This is a genomic window from Vibrio rhodolitus (assembly GCF_003350325.1).
GTDB classification, from domain to species: domain Bacteria; phylum Pseudomonadota; class Gammaproteobacteria; order Enterobacterales; family Vibrionaceae; genus Vibrio; species Vibrio rhodolitus.
Map to the genome: position 1 here is coordinate 51,892 of NZ_QLYZ01000013.1, position 23,278 is coordinate 75,169.

At 45.7% G+C, this 23,278-nt stretch carries 22 protein-coding genes and 1 tRNA gene; 14 read left to right on the top strand and 9 right to left on the bottom strand.

Annotated features, from left to right (window positions below; translation table 11 throughout):
- Positions 1–57 precede the first annotated feature (57 nt).
- The gene (gene glmS, locus DPF93_RS13130; RefSeq protein ID WP_114766595.1) at positions 58–1,890 is read left to right on the top strand and encodes a glutamine--fructose-6-phosphate transaminase (isomerizing); all 1,833 of its coding nucleotides are present in this window, start codon (positions 58–60) and stop codon (positions 1,888–1,890) included.
- Between the two features lie 918 nt (positions 1,891–2,808).
- On the top strand, positions 2,809–3,915 hold the full coding sequence (locus DPF93_RS13135) for a porin (protein WP_114766596.1): 1,107 nt from the start codon (positions 2,809–2,811) through the stop codon (positions 3,913–3,915).
- A gap of 57 nt (positions 3,916–3,972) precedes the next feature.
- Here the strand turns inward: DPF93_RS13135 and DPF93_RS13140 are convergent, their stop codons facing one another.
- The 3 genes from DPF93_RS13140 to DPF93_RS13150 form a co-directional block, all read right to left on the bottom strand.
- Positions 3,973–5,043, bottom strand: a complete 1,071-nt coding sequence (locus tag DPF93_RS13140; RefSeq protein ID WP_114766597.1) for a TRAP transporter substrate-binding protein — start codon at positions 5,041–5,043, stop codon at positions 3,973–3,975.
- A gap of 276 nt (positions 5,044–5,319) precedes the next feature.
- Positions 5,320–7,068: a lysophospholipid acyltransferase family protein gene (locus DPF93_RS13145; RefSeq protein ID WP_114766598.1), complete on the bottom strand. Its 1,749-nt coding sequence runs from the start codon at positions 7,066–7,068 to the stop codon at positions 5,320–5,322.
- A gap of 174 nt (positions 7,069–7,242) precedes the next feature.
- On the bottom strand, positions 7,243–7,686 hold the full coding sequence (locus DPF93_RS13150; protein ID WP_114766599.1) for an exoribonuclease R: 444 nt from the start codon (positions 7,684–7,686) through the stop codon (positions 7,243–7,245).
- A gap of 390 nt (positions 7,687–8,076) precedes the next feature.
- Here DPF93_RS13150 and DPF93_RS13155 point away from each other — a divergent pair, with 390 nt between their 5' ends.
- Positions 8,077–9,453, top strand: a complete 1,377-nt coding sequence (locus tag DPF93_RS13155; protein WP_114766600.1) for an NCS2 family permease — start codon at positions 8,077–8,079, stop codon at positions 9,451–9,453.
- A gap of 153 nt (positions 9,454–9,606) precedes the next feature.
- Here the strand turns inward: DPF93_RS13155 and DPF93_RS13160 are convergent.
- The 5 genes from DPF93_RS13160 to rpsU all read right to left on the bottom strand — a co-directional run bounded on the left by DPF93_RS13160 (position 9,607) and on the right by rpsU (position 14,373).
- A tRNA-Ile gene (locus DPF93_RS13160) sits at positions 9,607–9,682 on the bottom strand.
- 143 nt (positions 9,683–9,825) lie between these two features.
- Positions 9,826–11,688: an RNA polymerase sigma factor RpoD gene (rpoD, locus tag DPF93_RS13165; RefSeq protein WP_114766601.1), complete on the bottom strand. Its 1,863-nt coding sequence runs from the start codon at positions 11,686–11,688 to the stop codon at positions 9,826–9,828.
- 98 nt (positions 11,689–11,786) lie between these two features.
- Positions 11,787–13,550, bottom strand: coding sequence for a DNA primase (gene dnaG, locus DPF93_RS13170; RefSeq protein ID WP_114766602.1), 1,764 nt, complete (start codon positions 13,548–13,550; stop codon positions 11,787–11,789).
- A gap of 138 nt (positions 13,551–13,688) precedes the next feature.
- A complete protein-coding gene (locus tag DPF93_RS13175) occupies positions 13,689–14,132 on the bottom strand; it encodes a GatB/YqeY domain-containing protein (RefSeq protein WP_114766603.1) in 444 nt (147 codons plus the stop codon).
- A gap of 25 nt (positions 14,133–14,157) precedes the next feature.
- Complete coding sequence (gene rpsU / locus DPF93_RS13180) at positions 14,158–14,373, bottom strand: 30S ribosomal protein S21 (RefSeq protein ID WP_001145625.1); 216 nt, start codon at positions 14,371–14,373, stop codon at positions 14,158–14,160.
- 461 nt (positions 14,374–14,834) lie between these two features.
- Here rpsU and tsaD point away from each other — a divergent pair, with 461 nt between their 5' ends.
- Complete coding sequence (gene tsaD, locus DPF93_RS13185) at positions 14,835–15,851, top strand: tRNA (adenosine(37)-N6)-threonylcarbamoyltransferase complex transferase subunit TsaD (RefSeq protein WP_114766604.1); 1,017 nt, start codon at positions 14,835–14,837, stop codon at positions 15,849–15,851.
- A gap of 106 nt (positions 15,852–15,957) precedes the next feature.
- Positions 15,958–16,776, top strand: coding sequence for an alpha/beta fold hydrolase (locus DPF93_RS13190; RefSeq protein ID WP_114766605.1), 819 nt, complete (start codon positions 15,958–15,960; stop codon positions 16,774–16,776).
- A gap of 19 nt (positions 16,777–16,795) precedes the next feature.
- Here the strand turns inward: DPF93_RS13190 and plsY are convergent, their stop codons facing one another.
- Complete coding sequence (gene plsY, locus DPF93_RS13195; protein ID WP_114766606.1) at positions 16,796–17,404, bottom strand: glycerol-3-phosphate 1-O-acyltransferase PlsY; 609 nt, start codon at positions 17,402–17,404, stop codon at positions 16,796–16,798.
- Positions 17,405–17,560: 156 nt separating this feature from the next.
- Here plsY and folB point away from each other — a divergent pair, with 156 nt between their 5' ends.
- The 9 genes from folB (at position 17,561) to DPF93_RS13240 (ending at position 23,276) form a co-directional block, all read left to right on the top strand.
- Positions 17,561–17,914 carry a bifunctional dihydroneopterin aldolase/7,8-dihydroneopterin epimerase gene (gene folB, locus DPF93_RS13200; RefSeq protein WP_114766607.1) on the top strand — a complete coding sequence of 118 codons (354 nt, stop codon included), beginning with the start codon at positions 17,561–17,563 and terminating at the stop codon, positions 17,912–17,914.
- Positions 17,911–18,393, top strand: coding sequence for a 2-amino-4-hydroxy-6-hydroxymethyldihydropteridine diphosphokinase (gene folK / locus DPF93_RS13205; RefSeq protein WP_114766608.1), 483 nt, complete (start codon positions 17,911–17,913; stop codon positions 18,391–18,393). Before folB ends, folK begins: the two co-directional genes overlap by 4 nt.
- A 24-nt stretch (positions 18,394–18,417) precedes the next feature.
- Positions 18,418–19,221 (top strand): undecaprenyl-diphosphate phosphatase, encoded by an 804-nt coding sequence (locus DPF93_RS13210; protein WP_114766609.1) that lies wholly within the window; start codon positions 18,418–18,420, stop codon positions 19,219–19,221.
- A gap of 107 nt (positions 19,222–19,328) precedes the next feature.
- The gene (ftsB, locus tag DPF93_RS13215) at positions 19,329–19,610 is read left to right on the top strand and encodes a cell division protein FtsB (protein WP_114766610.1); all 282 of its coding nucleotides are present in this window, start codon (positions 19,329–19,331) and stop codon (positions 19,608–19,610) included.
- A 1-nt stretch (position 19,611) separates the two neighbouring features.
- Positions 19,612–20,319 (top strand): 2-C-methyl-D-erythritol 4-phosphate cytidylyltransferase, encoded by a 708-nt coding sequence (gene ispD / locus DPF93_RS13220; protein WP_114766611.1) that lies wholly within the window; start codon positions 19,612–19,614, stop codon positions 20,317–20,319.
- Positions 20,320–20,322: 3 nt separating this feature from the next.
- On the top strand, positions 20,323–20,802 hold the full coding sequence (gene ispF, locus DPF93_RS13225) for a 2-C-methyl-D-erythritol 2,4-cyclodiphosphate synthase (RefSeq protein WP_114766612.1): 480 nt from the start codon (positions 20,323–20,325) through the stop codon (positions 20,800–20,802).
- Positions 20,803–20,845: 43 nt separating this feature from the next.
- Positions 20,846–21,892, top strand: coding sequence for a tRNA pseudouridine(13) synthase TruD (truD, locus tag DPF93_RS13230; protein ID WP_114766613.1), 1,047 nt, complete (start codon positions 20,846–20,848; stop codon positions 21,890–21,892).
- On the top strand, positions 21,889–22,650 hold the full coding sequence (gene surE / locus DPF93_RS13235) for a 5'/3'-nucleotidase SurE (RefSeq protein WP_114766614.1): 762 nt from the start codon (positions 21,889–21,891) through the stop codon (positions 22,648–22,650). The genes truD and surE overlap by 4 nt, the downstream gene beginning before the upstream one ends.
- Positions 22,650–23,276 carry a protein-L-isoaspartate(D-aspartate) O-methyltransferase gene (locus DPF93_RS13240; protein ID WP_114766615.1) on the top strand — a complete coding sequence of 209 codons (627 nt, stop codon included), beginning with the start codon at positions 22,650–22,652 and terminating at the stop codon, positions 23,274–23,276. Before surE ends, DPF93_RS13240 begins: the two co-directional genes overlap by 1 nt.
- Positions 23,277–23,278 lie beyond the last annotated feature (2 nt).

Below are 23,278 nucleotides of genomic sequence, written 5' to 3' on the forward strand. Positions count from 1 at the left end.
CAAATTTAGGGCCTTTGCTTGCTGCCCTTCGGAAAATAGAGAAATTGGAGAAATCTTATGTGCGGAATCGTAGGTGCCGTAGCGCAACGTGATGTAGCAGAAATTCTGGTTGAAGGACTAAAACGCTTAGAATATCGCGGCTATGACTCAGCGGGAATCGCTGTGGTTGACACACAATCTAATCTGACTCGCCTGCGCCGTTTAGGCAAAGTAAAAGAATTAGCTGATGCAGTTGAGAGTGCAGATGTTGCAGGCGGCACAGGTATCGCACATACCCGTTGGGCAACCCATGGTGAGCCATCGGAAGTGAATGCGCATCCCCACATTTCTGGTGATATTACCGTTGTACACAACGGCATTATTGAAAACCATGAAGAGTTACGCGCCACGCTACGTGAACGTGGCTACGTATTTGAATCGCAAACCGATACGGAAGTGATTGCCCACTTAGTGGAATGGGAGTTGCGCTCGGCATCATCATTGTTGGAAGCGTTGCAAAACACCGCCAAGCAGCTTGAAGGTGCTTACGGTACGGTTGTGATGGATCGTAAAGATCCGAGCCGCCTAGTGGTGGCGCGTTCTGGTAGCCCAATCGTGGTGGGTTTTGGTGTAGGTGAAAACTTCTTAGCCTCTGATCAACTGGCACTGCTTAATGTAACGCGCCGCTTTATGTACCTTGAAGAGGGGGATGTGGCAGAGATTACTCGTCGTGAGGTAAAAGTCTTTGCGCAAAATGGCGAGCAAGTTGAGCGTGAGATTATTGAATCTAATGCTGAGCACGACGCGGGTGATAAAGGTAAATACCGCCACTTTATGCAAAAAGAAGTCTATGAGCAGCCAACTGCGCTTATCAATACAATGGAAGGGCGCATTACGGCGGATTCGGTCGTGACCAATGCAATCGGTGTAAAAGCCGCTGAAATCCTTGAACAAGTAGAACATGTACAGATTGTGGCGTGTGGTACTTCATACAATGCTGGCATGGTGGCACGTTACTGGTTTGAAGATATTGCTGGCGTGAGTTGTGATGTCGAAATCGCTTCTGAATTCCGCTACCGCAAATTTGTTACCCGTCCAAACAGCCTATTGATCACCTTGTCACAATCGGGTGAAACGGCTGATACGCTTGCGGCGCTGCGTCTAGCAAAAGAAAAGGGCTATATGGCGGCGATGACTATTTGTAACGTAGCAGGTTCCTCACTCGTGCGTGAGTCTGATTTTGCCTTTATGACTCGTGCTGGGGTAGAAATTGGTGTGGCATCAACCAAAGCCTTTACTACCCAATTGTCAGCGTTGTTGATGCTGGTAACGGCATTAGGTAAACAGCAAGGTCGTATTGATAAAGCGCGTGAGAAAGAGATTGTTGAGGCGCTGCATGCTTTGCCAAATCAAATTAATCAAGCGCTGTCTTTTGAGCGAGAAATCGAAGCATTAGCAGAAGACTTTGCCGATAAAAACCACACGCTTTTCCTAGGGCGTGGCGAGTTTTACCCGATTGCGATGGAAGCCTCACTCAAGCTAAAAGAGATCTCTTACATTCATGCTGAAGCATACGCAGCTGGCGAACTGAAACATGGTCCTTTGGCGTTAATTGATGCTGACATGCCAGTCGTAGTCGTTGCACCAAGTAACGATCTGCTCGAGAAGCTAAAATCGAATATCGAAGAGGTGCGTGCTCGTGGCGGTCTTTTGTATGTCTTTGCTGATGCCAATGCCGGATTTGAGGCGGATGATACGATGAAGATCATCACCATGCCGCACGTGAGTGAAATTACGGCACCAATCTATTACACCATCCCAATGCAGTTGCTGTCGTACTACGTGGCATTGATCAAAGGGACAGATGTTGACCAACCGCGCAACTTAGCAAAAGCGGTCACAGTAGAATAATATTTCACCAAGTTAAATTAGTTCAAACCTCCACTGATGAGATGTCAGTGGAGGTTTTTTATTGCCTTGCAACCATTGTGCTGCCTACGCTTCACGCATAGTGGCTTGTTTTTCGGCAGGTGATATTTCTTTAATTTATGATCTGATTCATCAAAATAAATACATTAAATGGCGCACCGTTTTTATCAGAAATCATAGATGGTAATTATGGAAGTTAATATTAGTTTAAAATTGCATTAATTTAATTGTCGAAATATTTGCTTTCTTAGATGATTAATAAAATCTTATCAAAACAATAGAAATTCGCTCTGTGTCTAATTGAATATTTGCAGCGTTAAACTTGTGACAAATAGAAAGTTTTTATTTTCTTGTAAAGATAACGGTCACACTTAACTATTAATTTCATTCGATTAATAAGTTTTATCCTTGATTATTGCTCAGTCGAATTATTTTCAATTAGCAGTGAGAAAGAAATGAAACATATTTTTAGATTAAGGCGATTAGGAGAAGTTAGCCATAGAGCTTGGTACACCCTTGATTTTAAGTTGTCTATCCTACCATCTTGCCGTCATATCTAGTCTTTTATACCCGTCCCACTTGAAGTTGCAGCGGTGTTGACTGGCACTCACAGACCTCATTACATAGTACATCTATGCTCAGAGGCTTTGTTCCTTTGTTGCCTACCTACACCTCCAAGTTGTTTGGGTATATCCCTAGCATCATTTGCTATGGGATCCTCATGATTTACAAAATCTATTTTAATTACTCTTTATAAACTCCATTGTCATTTATATCTAAAGAGTTCATTAATTTAGATTGAGTTATTTAAGCTAATTAATTTTAGTTCGATATCTACTGCCTAAAATAACCCGCCTACATGGATGGGTAGAATAACTATATCCAATATTGGAGCGTGAAATGAAATTTAATAATAAGAAAGTGATTTTATTATCTAGCTTAGTGGTATCAAGCCAAGCGTTTGCTGTCAATGTGTTTAAAAATGATACCACCAGTGTTGATATCTCTGGTGCATTTTTAATGGACTACTGGCAGCCAGTACATGCATTTGAAGATCATGATTTTAATACTAGCCGCAGTACATTAGGTTTTGGTATTGGACATCAATTTGGCAATGGTTGGTCTGGTGATGTGAAATTTGAGTGGGATAACATTACGAGTGCGCCGACAGATGCCTCTGGTGAAAAATCCGATGATCAGTTCCGTACTCGTCTAGGTTACTTCTCGGTACATCATGAAGAGTACGGTAGTTTACGTTTTGGTAAGCAGTACTCGGCCTACCATGATGTAGCTGGTTATATGGATAACTTGATTGTATTTGACCCAGATGCAACGCCAATCTTTAGTGATACGAAAGACGGCGGGTTTATGGGTACCGCACGTGGCGATGACTTGGTTACTTACCGGAATAGCTTTGAGAACTTAAATATTTCGGCTCAGTATGGTTTTAAAGAAAACGCACCGGGTGGCAAGTTAATGGCTCCGACCAGCGCAGAGCTTGCTCGTGAATCAAACTACGCCTTGGCAGTCAGTTATGACTTTGATTTTGGTTTAAGTCTTGGTGCAACGCATTTGGTTAATAAGGTTGAGACAACGGATGCTAGCTTGAATCTGGATCCAACTGATGAGCAAAAAATTACAACTCTCGCGGCAAAATATTCATACCAAGCGTTCAAGGTAACTGCTGCTTACACTGATGGCACCAAAGCGCATGAAACCGGTTATTTAGCATATAGTGATAATTTCTATGCTGATGCAACAGGTATCGATGCTTATGCTGAATACTACTTTGCTATCGGTTTACGTCCATACGTTTACTTATCGAATGTAGACTTTGATGATGGCGATATTCAAGGTGAACGTAGTATCTACTCAATGGGTCTAAGCTATCACGCTGCGCCTAATTTCATCATCTCTGGTGAAGTGAGAAAAGTAGAAGAAGAAGGTCTAAGTGCTGGTGATCAAGATGATACGATTTCTGGTATCACAGTAATTTACGCGTTCTAAGATCCTAATTAAGCGTTAAGTTAAGAGCCAGAGGTTTGCGTCTCTGGCTCTTTGTCATTAATTGCTATTTAGGTAAGCCTTAGTTGAGATCTCAGTCCATGAACGCACCTTACTTAGGTATTGACGCTGAGACTCAATAATACGCTGCGCAAGGGGATCTTTACTGGCGTATTCTTCTAACAGCGCTTGTTTTTCACTGTTTAAACGCTCACGAACTTCAGGTGGGAATTCCAATACTTGGATATCTGGGTATTCTTGGCTCATGGTTGCCCAGCTATTGGCATTGGCATCGATCGCTTGCGTGTACATATCAAAGGCTGCCACGCGGAACGCGGTTTCTAGGATCACTTGTAGGTCTTTAGGTAATTTATCCCAAGCTCGTTTGTTAACTAAAAATTGAGTCTCTGACCCAGGCTCTTGCCAAGCAGTGTAGTAATATTTGGCGATTTGGTGAAAGCCCATACGTAGATCAAACGCAGGACCTGCCCACTCTAGGGCATCGATAGTGCCGCGCTCTAGCGAGGTATAGAGCTCACCCGGAGCAATATTGGTTGGCTTCGCGCCAACTCGCGCCATCACTTCACCAGCAAAACCAGGAATGCGCATCTTAAGACCTTTTAGATCATCGATGGTCTTAATCTCTTTTTGGAACCAGCCACCCATCTGAATATCTGAATTACCGCCAGGGAAAGAGAGCAAGTTATGCGGCGCATACACTTCTTGCATTAATTCCATACCGCCACCATGGTAGAACCATGCATATTGCTCCGTCGACATCATGCCAAATGGCATCGCTGAAAAGTAGAGTGTGTTTGGTACTTTGCCTTTCCAGTAATAAGACGCAGAGTGTCCCAAGTCGTACTGACCCGACTTGACCATATCAAACACCCCGAGCGGTGCTTTGTGCTTATTGGCGGAATCGATGCGGATTTGCAGGCGTCCGTTTGACATCTCTTCAGCTAATTTCGCCATGTTCTTTGAGGCATCACCTAGGATAGGAGTATTGGCTCCCCAAGTTTCTGCTAGCTTAAGGCGATAGACTTTTTCTTGTGCAAAAGCTCCAACTGAGCCAACGCTGAATGAGACAGCGACGACACTTGCCAGAGCCTGTTTAATCCATTTATTCATTATTATGACTTCCTGTATTGACTACTTTATCGTTGGTAGAGTTAAAGTTCTTATTTTTTGCGTCAAGCTAGGGCGTGGTCATTTATTGGGCAAAAAAAAGCATAAACTTTGGTTTTAGTCAGTCAGAATAGATGAGTGTAGCGTCGAGGGGCGTTTTGATTGGTGTTCGTTACTAAGCGGGCTAAGTCGTTAGTTCATCATTGCGTTTTGATTTATTGAGCATGGATCACGGCTTAGCATTTACTAAGCCGCAACTTTCATTGCCGACACCGTTCGCTACGCGTGATAGTTAAGGTAGGTTTCTGCCTCTGCGCGGGTCATATAGCGCGCTAAGGTTTTAAGAGGCACTTGGCGCAGGTCAACCACGATAAGTCCATCTAAAGCATTGTTAAAGTCTGGGTCGACGTTAAAGCTAACTAATTTGCCATTGAGTGCTAGATATTGGCGCAGCAGAACAGGGATGCTCTTACCACTATCGATTCTTGCTATTACGCGAGAAAGCAGTTGGATATCGCCAAGAGCCGAGAGCATGCTCGTGCTCCATTGGTTGCTGGTGGTCGGTAATGGGTTTGACGGCTGAACTAGCTGAGCACAGCTTTGGTCATAATGATGTTGCTCGATAGAATCGACAATAAGTTGGCGCACACTATCGCTATAGTCATTGCTAATACTGACAGGACCAAACAAGTGTGTGTATTCAGGATTACGTTGCACAAATCCGGCAATCCCTTTCCAAAGCAGTAATAATGCGCTCATACTGCGTTGGTAGTCGGCATCAATTACCGAGCGGCCTAACTCTATCGATTTCCCCAAACGCTGAAGAAAAGCGTATTGATAGTTAAATAGTGTGCGCGAGTAGAGCCCAGATAGACCTACTCGATCTATGATTTTGTCGACCAAACCTAAGCGGTAAGCGCCCACTAATCTTTGTTGCTGATTATCCCAAATAAACAGATGACGGTAATGAGCGTCATATTGGTCAATATCTAATGCGCGACCAGTCCCTTCGCCCACCGCTCTAAAGTTCTTTTCCCGCAATCGCCCAATCTCGTACAAGATATGCGGGATATATTTGGCTCGAGTGCAATAAACCGAAAAATCGCCACTGTTAAGTAAGTGGTCACTTTCAGGAATGTTCTTTATGTCATCTAGGTAGCGTTCAATCCCAAGTGCTGGTGGAATGGGAAAGGCTTCTCTTGGTGAGTAAAAGCCTTGTTGATAGTGAGCGGTTGGCTGGAGCAAATAGGTATTTAAACGCAGATAGTTAACCAAAGCGTCATCATCAAGATTGGCCACTTCCTTATATTTAATTGATTCGCCAATGGCTATGTTAATCGGCGTTTGCGATTTATTAAGCAGTTCTCGCCCGAGCATTAAAGTGCGCAGTAAAGAGTGCACTTTGCCTGCCATATAAAAGCGCTTTGAGTTGAGACCATTAATAAACATCGGAATGGTGCAGGCTTTGCTTTTCTTAATTAGTGTTGCAACACTGCGGCTCCACGCTTTGTCTTCCAAGCGATTATTTTTGCTATCGACTAACTGCGACACTTCACCAGCAGGAAACAGCAAAAGTAAACCACCGCGATCTAGGTGACGGTGAGCAGCGCGCATCGCTTTCAGGTTGGCTTTGCATGCATCGTGTCGGTTAAATACATCGACACCAATAAAGAGCTCATCTAACTCAGGGACAGTTTTTAAGTATTGGTTGGCAAGGATCTGTACGTCACTGCGGATCTGCAGCAGAAGCTCTGCGAGTATGACTCCTTCGACGCAACCTAAAGGATGATTGGCGACAATAACGGTTGCCCCTTGTTGAGGAATGGACTCTAGTGAGCCTTTTACCACTTGGTAATCAATTCCCAGAACTTCTAAGGTAAAGCGTAAAAATGTCTCGGTATCGCAATTGGCAGGACGCTGGGCATAAAATTTATCGAGCTGGTTTAATCCGGTCGCCCACTCGGCAACATGCTCAGCTAATCCAAATGGTGTTTTACGTGGTAAACGAAAAGGGCTGCTCAATTCCATATGATCCTCGGCGTATAACTTGGTTATCGCAAGGGTAGGTAATGGCTATTGCAGTGATACTTCAGTTTGGTGAGAAAGTAGTGACAGCTTGATGACGGCTCAATGACAGCGCTGGTGGAAGGCTAGTTGGGGTAGCAAAACCAAACCCGCTGGAAAGCAGGTTTGGTGATTTCATTAAGCTTGAGCAATTTTTGCGTATTGGCGTAATAAATCGGTCAGTGTCGTTACCCATTCAAGCGTATTTTCCGGGCTTTGCTTTAAGAGCGTTTCAACATGGTTACAATGAACTTGCAGCGGAATGGCGCGTTCAAGACGAAAAGAGATCGCGTAGAAATGCCAAAGCACTAAGCGTTGCATACGGAGAATGTTTTGCGCTGCATTTTCAGAGTCGGCGAATAGTGCAGGTAACTGGCTCAGTGCAATCGCGTTTAGGCGTAGCATGGCATCCAATTGCGCCTCTTGCAGCTTGTCTTCAGACTCTGTCTCCTCTCCGTCAAAGGTAAACAGTTCACTCATGTACTCTTCAGGAACCAGGCGGTGAATTAAGCGCAGGCTAAGCTCTTCCAGTTCTTCTCGAGAAGTATTAGATAAGTAGTCAAAGGTGTAGTCGTGCTGCATTGTCTTTATCTCATATTCAGTTTGCTGGCATTGTATCGAGTTTGTCGCGCTTTGCTAGATTTAGTGTCACTCTCTTATCGTCATTGCACTTAGTGATTGAATTTCCCTTGGATTTTGGATGGATGTAAATCCGCTGATACAAAGCGGTTCGCACACCTGACGATAACGTTTGCGGCAAAGGTTTAAATCACTTGTTTTCTGCCTCATTTACAGGTAATTTCGTCGCCTTTAAATGGTTCGGGGCGAAATTATCCCGCTGTTTAACCAGAATTATCCGCTTTGTTAAATTGCTATTAAAGACTTATTTCTACATCAAATGCATTGAATGATTAGTGAGAACTGATTGCTGCAACTTATGGTGTGAGGTCTAAAACGAAAATAGGAACTCCCATGTCTGATAAGACTCCATCCGATGCTCAAAACATTGAGAATCGTCCTGTGACTGGCGCAGGTAAAATAGATTCATACTTCTCAATTACAGCTCGTGGCAGCAACGTTCGCCAAGAAATTCTTGCCGGTCTTACGACTTTCCTTGCGATGGTATATTCGGTCATTGTTGTGCCGAGTATGTTAGGGGCTGCTGGTTTTGACCAAGGCGCGGTGTTTATTGCCACCTGTTTGGTCGCGGCATTTGGCTCGCTACTGATGGGCTTTTGGGCAAACCTACCAATGGCGATTGGCTGTGCTATCTCTCTAACCGCCTTTACTGCATTTAGCTTGGTATTGGGACAAGGTGTTTCGATTCCTGTCGCACTTGGTGCGGTATTTTTGATGGGTGTGGTGTTTACCGCTATTACGGTAACAGGTCTGCGTCAGTGGATTTTGACTCACTTACCAGTGGGGATTGCGCACGGTACAGGTATTGGTATCGGTCTATTTCTACTATTGATTGCCGCCAATGGTGTTGGTCTAGTTGAGAAAAATGCTGCCGCAGGTCTACCAGTGAAATTCGGTGACTTTACTTCTCTACCAGTATTAATGTCAGTACTCGGTCTAGCGGCGATCTTTGGTTTAGAGAAGCGCCGAGTGCCGGGTGGCATTTTACTAGTGATCATCGCGATTTCGGTATTTGGTTTGATCTTTGACCCTAATGTGCAATACCAAGGTTTCTTCGCGATGCCATTGTTTGGTGGTGAGAACTCACTATTTGGCACTATGGACATCATTGGCGCCTTTAGTCCGTTGGTTCTACCGAGTGTGCTTGCGCTAGTGATGACCGCGATTTTCGATGCCACAGGTACAATCCGCGCGGTTGCAGGTCAAGCTAACCTGCTAGATAAAGATGGCAACATCATTGATGGTGGCAAAGCGCTAACGTCTGATTCAGTGGCAAGTATCGCCTCTGGCTTCTTTGGTGGTTCACCAGCAGCGGTGTACATTGAATCTGCAGCAGGTACCGCCGCTGGCGGTAAAACCGGTTTAACTGCCGTTGTAGTTGGCTTGCTGTTCTTGCTTGTTCTGTTTATCTCACCAATTAGTTACCTAGTACCAAGCTACGCTACTGCGCCTGCGCTGATGTATGTTGGCTTATTGATGCTTAGCAATGTAAGCAAGCTGGACTTTAGCGATTCAATTGATGCGCTATCAGGCTTGGTATGTGCAGTATTTATTGTGCTAACTGCTAACATCGTAACCGGTATTATGCTGGGCTTCCTATGCTTGGTGTGTGGTCGAATCGTAGCGGGTGAGTGGAAGAAACTCAGCTTTGGTATCGTACTGCTAACGCTAGTATTGGTTGGTTTCTACGCTGGTGGTTGGGCGATTTAAACCATCATCACAATTGATAGGTCTCTTGAGAAGGCTGGCGTATATCGTCAGCCTTTTTTGTTTGTAGCTGAGATATTGCAGGTGGCAGAAACGAAAAAAACCTGACGAATTTCTTCATCAGGCTTTTCGAATTCTTTCTGTACCACAAAGAAGTGGTGGCCCCTCCCAGACTTGAACTGGGGACCAATCGATTATGAGTCGACTGCTCTAACCACTGAGCTAAGGGGCCGAATAGGTCAACGATTATAGGGGAAGCGGCTGGGAGTGTCTAGCCACTACCTAGGGTAAATCCGTTTAGTTTTTATTCAGTTAAACCACTTAGGTACAAAAAAGGTGAGCCATTGCTCACCTTTTGCTTTAATCGCTAGCGAATTACTCATCAAGGAAGCTGCGCAGTGTTTCTGAGCGGCTTGGGTGACGTAGTTTACGTAGTGCTTTTGCTTCGATCTGACGGATACGTTCACGAGTTACGTCGAACTGCTTACCTACTTCTTCTAGAGTGTGGTCAGTGTTCATGTCGATACCAAAGCGCATGCGCAGTACTTTCGCTTCACGAGGAGTTAGACCTGCTAGAACGTCTTTAGTCGCAGCTTTCAGGCTAGTTGCTGTTGCTGAGTCTAGTGGTAGTTCTAGAGTGGTATCCTCGATAAAGTCACCTAGATGCGAATCTTCGTCGTCACCGATTGGTGTCTCCATTGAGATTGGCTCTTTAGCGATTTTCAGTACTTTACGGATCTTATCTTCTGGCATTTGCATACGCTCAGCCAGTTCTTCCGGTAGCGGCTCACGACCCATCTCTTGTAGCATTTGACGCGAGATACGGTTTAGCTTGTTGATCGTTTCGATCATGTGCACCGGAATACGGATCGTACGTGCTTGGTCTGCGATAGAACGCGTGATCGCCTGACGAATCCACCAAGTCGCGTAAGTTGAGAACTTGTAACCACGACGGTATTCAAACTTATCAACCGCTTTCATTAGACCGATGTTACCTTCTTGGATGAGATCCAGGAATTGTAGACCACGGTTGGTGTATTTCTTCGCGATAGAGATTACAAGACGTAAGTTCGCCTCAACCATCTCTTTCTTCGCACGGCGAGCTTTCGCTTCACCGATAGACATACGACGGCTGATGTCTTTAATGCTTTGAACCGTTAGAGAGGTCTCTTCTTCGATCATGCGTAGCTTAGTGATTGAACGACGGATGTCGTCTTCACTTAGCTTGATCTTGTCTGCGTATGGTTTGTCAGACGCTAGAATTTCATCTAACCAAGCTTCGCTTGATTCATTGCCTGTGAACAGAGTAATGAATGACTTCTTAGGCATCTTGCCGTATTCAACTGCAGCCTTCATGATCAGGCGCTCTTGAGTACGTACACGTTCCATAGAAGTGCGTAGCTCTTCAACTAGGTAGTCAAACTGTTTTGGCGTTAGACGGAATTCTTTAAATACATCCAGTACTAGCTCGTGTGCAACTTGTGCTTTCGGGCTTTCTTGACCGTGCTCGTTCACTGCAAGCTGGTAGTTTTGGAATGTATTGCGAAGTGCTGTGAATTTTTCTAGCGCGACTTCAGGGTCGATGCCAGTATCTTCTTCAGCTTCTTCTGAATCATCATCACCATCTTCTTCGTCATCATCTAGATCTTCATCTTCGTCTTCTAGATCTGACTCTTGAAGTTCTGAACCGATGTGAGTTGCAGTTGGTGCAGTTGTTTCTTCTGCATCAGGGTCCACAAAGCCAGTGATAAGGTCAGTCAGGCGAAGTTCTTCCGCTTGGATCTTATCAAACTGCTCTAGGATGTATGGAATAGTACCAGGGTATTCCGCAACGGCATTTTGAACTTGGTTGATACCATCTTCGATACGCTTCGCGATGTCGATTTCGCCTTCGCGAGTTAGTAGTTCAACCGTACCCATTTCACGCATGTACATGCGCACTGGGTCAGTGGTTCGACCGATTTCACTTTCTACGCTTGAAAGTGCTGCCGCAGCAGCTTCTGCCGCGTCTTCATCGGTAATGGTGTCATCATCATTAAGAGCAAGATCATCAGCGTCCGGAGCAGTTTCCACCACTCGGATACCCATGTCATTAATCATTTGAATGATGTCTTCAACCTGCTCAGAATCTACGATTTCTGCTGGCAGGTGGTCGTTAACTTCTGCGTAGGTCAGATAGCCTTGTTCCTTGCCTTTAATGACAAGTTGTTTTAGCTGTGACTGCGGATTTTGATCCATAGACGGTATCCAACTTAGTATTTGGTGAAGGAATTAGTATGCGAGATGCAAACCATACATGTTAACAAATTAATTGATTGCTGCCTATACAAACAGGGTTACGCTTTCAAATCTAGCATCAGTGCTAGTAGCTCCCTTTTTTCCTCGGCTGATAAACCGACGCTTCTTTCTTTGGCTTGCAGATTGTCAATTTGTTTTTCGACGCACTGGGACAGAATCTTGTCCAATGAGTCTAAAAATATATCCATTTCATTGTCGTCATCGAGGGGAATTTGCCATCCCGCGAGACGTAACATTAGCGCCGATTGGCTACTATTTCGCCATTGCTCAAGCAATTGACCTGTAGTGATATTGGGGTGAGCCTGACAATATTCAAGCACTTCAAGCAATAAACTTAACCCCGGAACTGTTAGGTTCTTCACACTACTTAAATCCGGTACCATTTCAGCATAGCTCGGATTTTGAATTAGCAAAGCGATCACTTCACGCATTGGCGTGCGTTTGATTTCTTGATGGGGAAGCACGCGTGCTTCTTTTTGCCCTTCTTTGCTGATCAATTGTTGCAGTTGGCGTTCGTCCATAAGACCAAGACGTTTGCCGAGTAAGTCTCTTAGGTAAAGACGCAGTGTTCCGCCCGGGACTTTATCGATAAGTGGTACCGCAAGGCTAGTCAGTTTTGCCATGCCTTCACGGTTAGACACGTCGACTTGTTGCATTAACGAGCTAAACATAAAGTCAGACAGAGACATTGAAGTCTCAATTTGCTGCTCGAATGCTGCTTTACCATGTTGGCGAATGTATGAGTCAGGGTCTTCACCATCGGGTAAAAACATAAACTTAAGCTGACGCCCATCGGTTAAGTATGGCAGAGCATTTTCCATTGCGCGCCACGCGGCTTCGCGACCTGCGCGGTCACCATCGTAACAACAGACCACTGTACTGGTTTGTCTAAATAAGACTTGCAGGTGATCGCCGGTGGTCGAAGTACCCAAAGAGGCCACTGAGTAGTCCACGCCATATTGCGCCAAAGCGACCACGTCCATATAGCCTTCTACGACTAGGATTCGAGGTGGTTCACGATATGCTTGCAACACTTCGTAAAGACCGTACAGCTCTTTACCTTTGTGGAAGACTGGGGTTTCTGGCGAGTTGAGGTATTTCGGTGTACCTTCGCCAATCACGCGTCCGCCAAAGCCGATCACTCGACCACGACGATCGCGAATAGGGAACATCACACGACCGCGGAAGCGGTCATAACGGTTGCCTTTGTCGTTTTCGATCAACATGCCGCCGGAGACCAACATATCTTGGCTAGCTTGATGTTGACCAAAGTTCTTACGCACCAGATCCCATTCGTCAGCAACGTAACCGATGCCAAACTTCTGTACGATCTCTCCAGAGAGACCACGATCTTTTAGGTATTGGATCGCGATCTTACTGCTTGGTTGTTTAAGTTGATCGCGGTAAAACTGCCCAATGCTGGCGAGAAGATCGTACAAGCTGCGTTTTTGATCACTGCTCGCTTGAGGTTGATCATTGCGAAAATTGCCACCTTGGCGTTGTTCGCGCGGCACATCTAAGCCAAGAAATGAGGCGAGTTCTTCAATCGCTTCAACAAACTCTAAGCGTTCGTATTCCATCATAAAATCGATGGCATTACCGTGCGCACCACAGCCAAAGCAGTGATAGAACTGTTTCTCTTGGCTTACGCTAAACGAAGGGGTTTTCTCATTGTGGAATGGGCAGCAAGCACCGTAGTTCTTGCCTTTTTTCTTAAGTTTTACCCGTGCGTCGATGATATCGACAATATCAAGTCGAGCTAGGAGGTCATCAATAAAACTGCGAGGGATGTGTCCAGCCATAAAACCTAACAAAAAAGAAAGTGGTGAGTGGGAGAATGAATTTAAGACAGATAACTATCGCATAAATTCCATCATCCAGATACAAACAAGCCGTGCGATCCAATGGAGAGCACGGCTTGCTGCAATATGGTTGGGTAATTAAGCAAGTTTAGCGCGAACTAAACCACTTACTTTACCCATATCTGCGCGCCCTTGAATTTGTGGCTTAAGAACACCCATTACATTACCCATGTCTTGCATGCCCGCAGCACCAGATTCAGCGATTGCAGCTTCAATAAGCTGAGCCACTTCTTCTTCGGTAAGCGGTTGAGGCATAAAATCCTCAAGTACTGTAATTTCAGCGCTTTCCACATCGGCTAAGTCTTGACGACCCGCTGATTCGTATTGAGCGACAGAGTCGCGACGTTGTTTAACCATTTTGGTCAACACGGCAAGAATGTCGTCGTCGTTCAGAGTGATCTGTTCGTCAACTTCACGTTGCTTAATTGCTGACAGAGCTAAACGAATAGTGCCAAGGCGCAATTTGTCCTTGGCTTTCATCGCTAATTTTTGCTCGTCTTTGAGTTTATCAATCAGAGCCATAACTATATCCTTTAGGACTTAGTTATTAGTACAGGCGAACGCGACGAGCGTTTTCGCGAGCTAGCTTCTTAGCGTGACGCTTTTGAGCAGCTGCTTTAGCGCGTTTGCGAACTGTAGTTGGTTTTTCGTAGTGCTCACGACGACGCACTTCAGAAAGGATACCTGCTTTTTCGCATGAGCGCTTGAAACGACGTAGTGCAACGTCGAACGGTTCGTTTTCACGTACTTTAACTACTGGCATATGCCTTTCACCTCAGGGGTTAATTCGTTAACGCTGGCATTGACAGTCCGAACGACTCTGTTCGGTCTATAACCAGCTTGATCAAAAATGGTGCGGAATTTTAATCCGATCACTATGGCTTTGTAAAGCACTTTGTCGAGTATATACCCATGTAGCGCCAAGCTGTAGTGCAACTCGGCAAGCTTGCTGGATAAAGGCTTAGCTCGAACTTAGGGCTTATTATTTCTAAATCATGGTGTTAGTTCAGATATTAAGCCAACTATGTGCCCGACTTCGCGGGTTGTTTTGATTATGAGAAAAACAGCAATTAGCCAAGTTATTGGTGAGAAAAAACATGCCAACTTAACAACCAATCGACAACAAAAGTAACAAACTGCTTTGGACAAAATTTGTTTGCAGTCGCAAGGCGAGTTAAGATTGCCGCCAACTTGTAATTAATCAATCAACATCCCGAGTAGACCATGCGTATTATTGGTATCGAAACCTCCTGTGATGAAACGGGTATTGCCATCTATGATGATGAGAAAGGACTGCTTTCTCACCAGCTTTACAGCCAGATCAAACTGCATGCTGATTATGGCGGTGTGGTGCCTGAGCTTGCATCACGCGATCATGTAAAGAAAACGATCCCATTGATCAAAGCGGCGATGGCAGAGGCAAATCTAGAGCCAAAAGACATCGATGGTATTGCTTATACAGCAGGCCCGGGCCTGGTTGGTGCGCTATTAGTCGGTGCCACAATTGGACGCAGCCTTGCTTATGCTTGGGGTGTGCCGGCAGTGCCAGTTCACCATATGGAAGGTCACTTGCTAGCGCCAATGCTAGAAGATAACCCACCACCATTCCCGTTTGTGGCGGTTTTGGTTTCTGGCGGTCACTCGATGATGGTGGAAGTAAAAGGCATCGGTGAGTACAAGATCCTTGGTGAGTCGATTGATGATGCAGCCGGCGAAGCGTTTGATAAAACCGCTAAGCTAATGGGCTTGGATTACCCAGGTGGTCCACTGCTGTCTAAACTGGCAGAAAAAGGGACGCCAGGTCGATTTAAGTTCCCACGTCCAATGACTAATGTACCGGGATTGGATATGAGTTTCTCAGGCCTAAAGACCTTTACTGCGAATACTATCGCTGCCAATGGTGACGATGAGCAAACTCGCGCGGATATCGCACTCGCTTTTGAAGAAGCGGTATGTGGCACGCTGGTGATCAAATGTAAGCGCGCACTGGATCAAACTGGCTTTAAACGCATTGTTATTGCGGGTGGCGTAAGTGCTAATAAGCGTCTTCGCGCTGAACTTGAGAAGTTAGCGAAGAAGATCGGTGGTGAAGTGTATTACCCACGCACCGAGTTTTGTACTGATAATGGCGCCATGATCGCCTACGCAGGTATGCAGCGCTTGAAGAACGGCGAAGTGGCGGATCTTGCTGTTACCGCAAAACCTCGCTGGCCGATTGATCAACTTGATCCTATCGCTTAATAAATGATGCAAAGGTCGCTTAACAGCGGCCTTTTTTAGCAATATCAAAAATAACCACGTTGTCTTTCTTTTATAGAGAGCAAAATCATAATCAATGGATAGAAGTATGAAGCAATTTATCATCGATGATCGTCAGATGGCTTACCTTGATGTTGGGCAAGGTCCAGTCTTGCTGTTTGGGCATAGCTATTTGTGGGATAGCAAGATGTGGGCTCCGCAAGTTGAGCGTTTGAGCCAATCCTATCGTTGTATCGTGCCGGATCTTTGGGCGCATGGTGAGTCTGATTTTGCGCCAAGCTCAACCCGCTCATTGCAAGATTATGCCAAGCAAATTCTCGCTTTGTTGGATCACCTTGAGATCGACGAGTGTCTGATGATTGGCTTGTCAGTAGGCGGCATGTGGGGGACAGAGTTGGTAACGCTTGCCCCTAGCCGTGTGAAAGGTCTGGTATTGATGGATACCTTTGTGGGTCTAGAGCCGGAAGTTGCGCACAAAAAATATTTCGACATGCTCAGCACTATCGATAAGCAGCAAGCAGTACCTCAAGCGATAGCAGAGGTAGTTGTGCCGCTGTTTTTTGCAAATAATGCCGAGCAAAATTCGCCAGAGCTGGTCGCGAGTTTTAGACAGCACCTGCTTGCGATTCAAGGCAAGCAGGCGAGTGAGATTGCGCGTATCGGACGCATGGTGTTTGGCCGTCGAGATCAGTTTGAAGATATTGAGAAATTTGCGTTACCAACACTTATCTCGGTAGGACAAGAAGATAAACCACGCCCGGTGCTTGAATCTTATTTAATGCAAGATTGTATTGATGGCGCGGAATTGGTGCAGATCCCAAATGCAGGACATATCTCGAATCTAGAGCAACCTGAGTTTGTCAGCGACATGCTTGAACGTTTTGCAGAGCGTGTTTACGCTGCGTAAATGATGAAGTGATCAGGTTTTAGTCTGAAACCTGATCGACTTTCTTTTCTCCCAATTTTGGCTCAGTCCCCTCATATAAGCGACGTATGTTTTGATGGTGACGAAAAACGATCAAGCAACATAGCATCGCAACAGGTAGGGTATATTGGGGTTTGATCATCCAAGTATACATAGGTGCTAATAGCACTGTGACTAGAGCGGCAAAAGAAGAATAACGAAAGATCAAGGCGACCACGATCCAAGTGGCGATCACCATGGCAGTAAGATCGAGTCCGATTGGCGCTATTGCACCTAACGCGGTTGCGACACCTTTACCGCCTTTAAAGTGGAAAAACAGCGGGTACATATGACCAAGACAGGCAGCGATAGCAGCCAGTCCAAGCATTAAAGGGTCAATGCCCAGATAGTAGCCACTCCAAACTGGAATCGTGCCTTTTAACATATCACACAGCAATACCGAAACCGCGGCTTTACGTCCTCCGATCCGCAGGACATTGGTGGCGCCAGGGTTGTTGGATCCAACGTTGCGTGGATCAGGTAATCTGAGTACGCGACAGATCAAGACGGCACTTGAGATCGAACCTAACAAGTAGGCTGAAATGATCATGGCAAGTGCTAATGGCGTCATAAAAGGTAAGCTCGATAAACTGGTGTTTAAAATGCAAGTAGTTGCTATCATATCGCGCTTGCTACGAGCAAACTACTCACAGCAAACATTTGATAGCAAAATAGTACGATTTTTTCTCTTTATTGGGTATCCGACCTGTACAGGAAGCGTGAAAGCATGGACAAAGTATTTATAGAACAACTCGAAGTTATCACTACGATCGGTGTGTATGACTGGGAGCAAGAGATTAAGCAAAAGCTCGTTCTCGATATTGAAATGGCACACGATAACCGCCCTGCGGGTAAAAGTGATGATGTGCAAGATGCTTTGGATTATGCCAAGGTCAGTGCCGCGGTGTTAAACCACATCGAAACTGGACGTTTCTTGTTGGTTGAGCGCGTAGCCGAAGAGATTGCAGAACTTATCATGTCACGCTTTAACGTTCCTTGGATCAAGATCCGCTTAACTAAACCAGGCGCGGTGCCACAGGCTAAAGGTGTTGGGGTGGTGATCGAGCGAGGGCAGCAATGATCACTGCCTATATTGGGGTAGGATCGAATCGCGAGCGGCACAAGCATATTCAGGCTGCGATTGAAGAATTGGCGCAAGTTGGTCAACAACTGCGTCTATCGCACATCTATGAGTGCCAAGCGGTTGGCTTTGATGGTTCGCCATTTTATAACCTAGTGGTGGAGCTAAAAACCACGCAGTCATTGACAGATTTTTCACGCGCTTTACGTACCATTGAGCTTAAATGGGGGCGGGAAGAAAACGCTGCCAAATTTGAGCCGCGTACTTTGGATCTTGATATTATCCTGTTCGGTGAGCAAGTCTCATCAGCAGATCCTAAAGTGCCCCGTGATGACATCTATCAATATGCGTTTGTGATCCAGCCTCTTTATGAATTATGCCCCGATCTTGTTGTCCCAAGTGATGGTCGAACGGTGGCTCAAATATGGGCGAGTTTCCAATCTCCCACTGTCTTAACCGAGGTTGCCCCTTGGTTTTAATTATTATGATTTAACGAGTTTTCAATGAGTTACTTTGAAGCGTTTGTGTTGGCGTTGATTCAGGGATTAACTGAATTTTTGCCTATCTCTAGCTCTGCGCATTTAATCTTGCCTTCTGCGGTATTTGGTTGGCAAGATCAGGGCTTGGCATTTGATGTTGCTGTTCATGTCGGAACGCTTGCAGCGGTGATGATCTATTTCCGCAGCGAAGTGGTGAGTCTACTTAGTGCTTTCTTTGCCTCGATCTTTAAAGGGGATCGCAGCAAGGAAGCGAAACTGGCTTGGATGATCTTGTTGGCGACGATCCCTGCTTGTATCTTTGGTTTATTGATGAAAGACATCATTGAACTTTACTTGCGTAGCGCATGGATCTTGGCATCAACCACCATCATTTTTGGTTTGCTGCTTTGGTATGTGGATCGTAATGCGTCACTGCTAGATGATGAATACCAAGCTACGTGGAAAAAATCACTGTTTATTGGTATCGCGCAAGCACTTGCCATGATTCCTGGCACCTCTCGCTCGGGAGCGACCATCACGGCGGCGCTCTACCTTGGCTTTACTCGTGAAGCAGCGGCGCGTTTTTCTTTTCTGATGTCGATTCCGATTATTCTTTTGGCAGGTGGCTACTTAGGTTTGCAACTTGTTCTCAGCGGTGAACCGGTTCACGTTGGTGTTTTGCTTACCGGCATCGTGACATCATTTATTAGTGCGTATATTTGTATCCACTTCTTCTTGAAGTTGATCTCACGTATGGGCATGACTCCTTTCGTGATTTATCGTTTAATCCTAGGCTTTGGTTTATTGGCATTTCTTGCTGTTAACTAACGTCTAGCCCTGAATCACAATAAAGACCACATAACCCAATCTCGCGCCACTCGCGACATTGTGGTATATATGTGGTCTTTGTTTTTTCTCTTCCCTAACAAAATTTTATGCGCATTTTTGTTCTGATCTTATTGTTACTTTTAGGCTGGCTGCAGTACACCTTGTGGCTCGGTAAAAATGGTATGTTTGACTATCAAACGGTCAGTTCAGAGATCGAAGTACAAAATCAAGTTAATGCCAATCTGACAACTCGCAATAATGAAATGTTTGCAGAGATTGATGACTTGCGCCAAGGGCTTGATGCCATTGAAGAAAGAGCAAGACATGAACTTGGAATGGTAAAAGAGGGAGAGACCTTCTATCGCATGATTGGCGAGGAACACCATTAAAATGACTACCGCAATCTCTCCATCGATTGTCGCCATCGTTCCCGCTGCAGGTGTGGGCAGCCGCATGAAAGCCGACAAACCTAAACAATACCTAATGATTGGCGAGCGCACCGTGCTTGAGCATACGGTGTTAAAATTGCTTGCTCATCCTGCCATTAATAAGGTTATTGTCGCGATTACCCAAGGCGATCCGTATTTTCCGACGTTGTCGATTGCGAACCACCCTGATGTGGTGCGAGTCGATGGTGGTAAAGAGCGTGCTGACTCAGTACTGTCAGGTTTGCGCTACGTTGCAGCCGAGCAACTTGCGGATTGGGTGATGGTACATGACGCTGCGCGACCATGCGTGCGAGAGACAGATTTAAATACACTGATTGAAGTATCGCAAGCACATCAGGTTGGCGGCATTCTAGCCTCACCTGTGCGTGATACCATGAAACGCGCCAACAATGAGCAAAACATTGACCATACTGTTGAGCGTGAAGCGCTGTGGCATGCGTTAACCCCACAAATGTTTAGAACTACTCAACTAATGCGTGCATTGTCTGATGCGCTGGCAGCGGATGCTATCATTACTGATGAAGCATCAGCACTTGAATGGGCAGGTTTTCAGCCTGCGTTAGTTCAAGGCTTTGCTGACAATATTAAAATCACCCAGCCAGAAGATTTAGCATTAGCCGAGTTCTATCTTGAACGAAACAAAGGATAACCCATGATGCGAATTGGTCACGGCTTTGATGTCCACAAATTTGGTGGCGAAGGTCCAGTAATTATTGGTGGTGTTGCGATCCCTTATGAGCAAGGTTTAATCGCACACTCAGACGGCGATGTGGCATTACACGCGCTAAGTGACGCTCTATTGGGCGCAATCGCGGCTGGTGATATCGGCAGGCACTTCCCAGATACCGACGATAAATGGAAAGGGGCAGACAGCCGCATGCTATTACGCGACGTCTACCGCCGAGTGAAAGAGCAAGGCTACGTTCTAGGTAACGCAGACGTTACCATTATGGCGCAAGCACCGAAAATGGCGCCGCACATTGAAGCGATGTGTGCCGCTATTGCACAAGATTTAGAAACCGAGATTGGCAACGTTAACGTCAAAGCGACTACAACTGAGCGTCTTGGCTTTACTGGTCGTAAAGAAGGCATCGCGTGTGAAGCAGTGGTGCTACTGATCAAACAAAACTAATTTAATCACAGGCTACTTAGCTAGCTGAGTGATGGAAACCAACATGTCAGATATTTTATCTTCGCTCGCTTATTTAAATGGCAAGCCAACTGCACAAGGCAAACTCAAACTGAAGCCTGAGCATTTTCAAGTGAATGAAAACCTAGGTTTTGATTTTACCGGTGAAGGTGAACACCTAATGGTGCGCATCCGTAAGACCGGAGAAAACACAGCTTTCGTTGTTAATGAGCTAGCCAAAGTTTGTGGCGTGAAATCGAAAGATGTCAGCTGGGCGGGTTTAAAAGATCGTCATGCCGTGACAGAACAATGGTTGAGCGTGCATTTACCAAAAGGTGAAACGCCAGATTTCTCTGCTTTTCTTGCGCAGTACCCATCGATTGAAATTGTGGCGACCGATCGTCATAACAAAAAGCTACGTCCGGGTGACCTCATTGGTAATGAGTTTGTCGTGACGATCGCTGAAGTGACCGATATGGCGGAAGTGGTTGCTCGTCTTGAAAAGATCGCTAAGACCGGCGTACCAAACTACTTTGGTAGTCAGCGTTTTGGTCATGATGGTAACAACGTGACAGAGGCACGCCGTTGGGGTCGTGACAATGTACGTACTCGCAACCAAAACAAACGCAGTCTGTACCTATCTGCTGCACGCTCGTGGATCTTTAATGCGATTGTGTCTGCGCGTATTGAGCAAGGTGCATTCGAACAGCCACTCGAGGGTGATGTGTTGCAAGCTGGTCGTGAGCAGTTGTTAGTTGATGCGGATAATATTGCTGAATTAACCAATAAGATTGCCACTGGTGAGTGTTTGATTACTGCGGCAATGGCGGGTGATAACGCTCTACCAACGCAAGGTAAAGCACTTGAGATTGAGCAACCACAGTTAGACGCTGAGCCTGATTTGATGGCACTTATCCGTGGTAACCGCATGCGTCATGACCGTCGTGAGATTGCCCTGAAAGCACAGAACCTGACTTGGCAGGTTGAAGGCAATGAGATCACACTACGTTTCGCATTGGACTCGGGCTGTTTTGCAACGGCTATCGTACGTGAATTGATTGAAGAAATCGAAGTGGAGCGCAGTTACTCATGAGTGAGTCACGCCTAAAAATATTGCTAAGTAATGATGATGGTGTGCATGCGGAAGGGATACATACTTTAGCTAAGGCTTTAGCGCCGTTTGCTGATATCACCATTGTTGCACCTGATCGAAATCGCTCAGGCGCTTCCAACTCGCTGACCTTAGAGCAGCCTCTGCGCGTAACTGAAATTGCGCCGAGCACTTATTCAGTGCAAGGCACGCCAACAGATTGCGTACACTTTGCATTGAATGAGCTAATGAAAGACGACCTGCCTGATTTAGTCCTCTCTGGTATCAACCATGGTGCGAATTTGGGTGATGACGTGCTGTACTCTGGTACGGTTGCGGCAGCAATGGAAGGGCACTTTTTAGGCGTGCAAGCTATTGCGCTTTCTCTAGCGGGTAAAGTAAATTTTGCCACGGCTGCACAAGTGGCAGTCGAGCTGGTTGAACAGCACTTGCAACAACCTATCCCAACTAATCGCTTACTCAACGTCAATATTCCAGATCGTGCTTATCAGGATTTGGCTGGCACTGTAGTAACGCGCTTGGGTGCGCGTCATCACGCCGAAGATATGATTAAGCAGAAAGATCCTCGCGGACATGATATTTATTGGTTGGGACCTCCTGGCAAGGAACAAGATGCAGGTGAGGGAACCGACTTTTTTGCGATAGAGCATGGCTTTGTTTCGATAACACCACTGCAAGTGGACCTAACAGCGCATGAATCTATTGCCACTATGTCTCATTGGTTAAAAGGTAATTCGTAATGGCAAACCCACATGCCGACAAATTAATGCAGTTTCTTGTCGCGAGTGGCATTCAAAATCAAGCGGTACTCGAGGCGATTTATCGATTACCGCGCGAGAGCTTCGTGTCTCAGGCTATGATTCACCAAGCGTATGACAACAACGCATTGCCAATTGGTCATGGACAGACAATCTCTCAGCCTTATATTGTCGCTAAAATGACGGAAATGCTTGAACTTAAACGTGAAAGTAAAGTCCTAGAGGTTGGGACTGGGTCTGGTTATCAAACCGCTGTTCTGGCTCAACTGGTTGACCATGTTTATTCGATTGAGCGTATCAAAGCGCTACAATGGGATGCGAAGCGTCGTCTTAAGCAGTTGGATATTTATAACATCTCAACTAAACATGGTGATGGCTGGCAAGGTTGGGCAGCAAAAGCTCCTTTTGATGCGATTATTGTTACCGCAGCAGCTGAGAGTGTCCCACAGGGGCTACTTGCACAACTGAGTGACGGTGGCGTGATGGTGATCCCGGTCGGCGTTGACCAACAACAGTTGTTAAAAATCACTCGTCAGGGTGAAAACTATTTATCTGAAGTAATCGAAATGGTGCGCTTCGTACCGTTAATTGCAGGTGATCTCGCTTAATC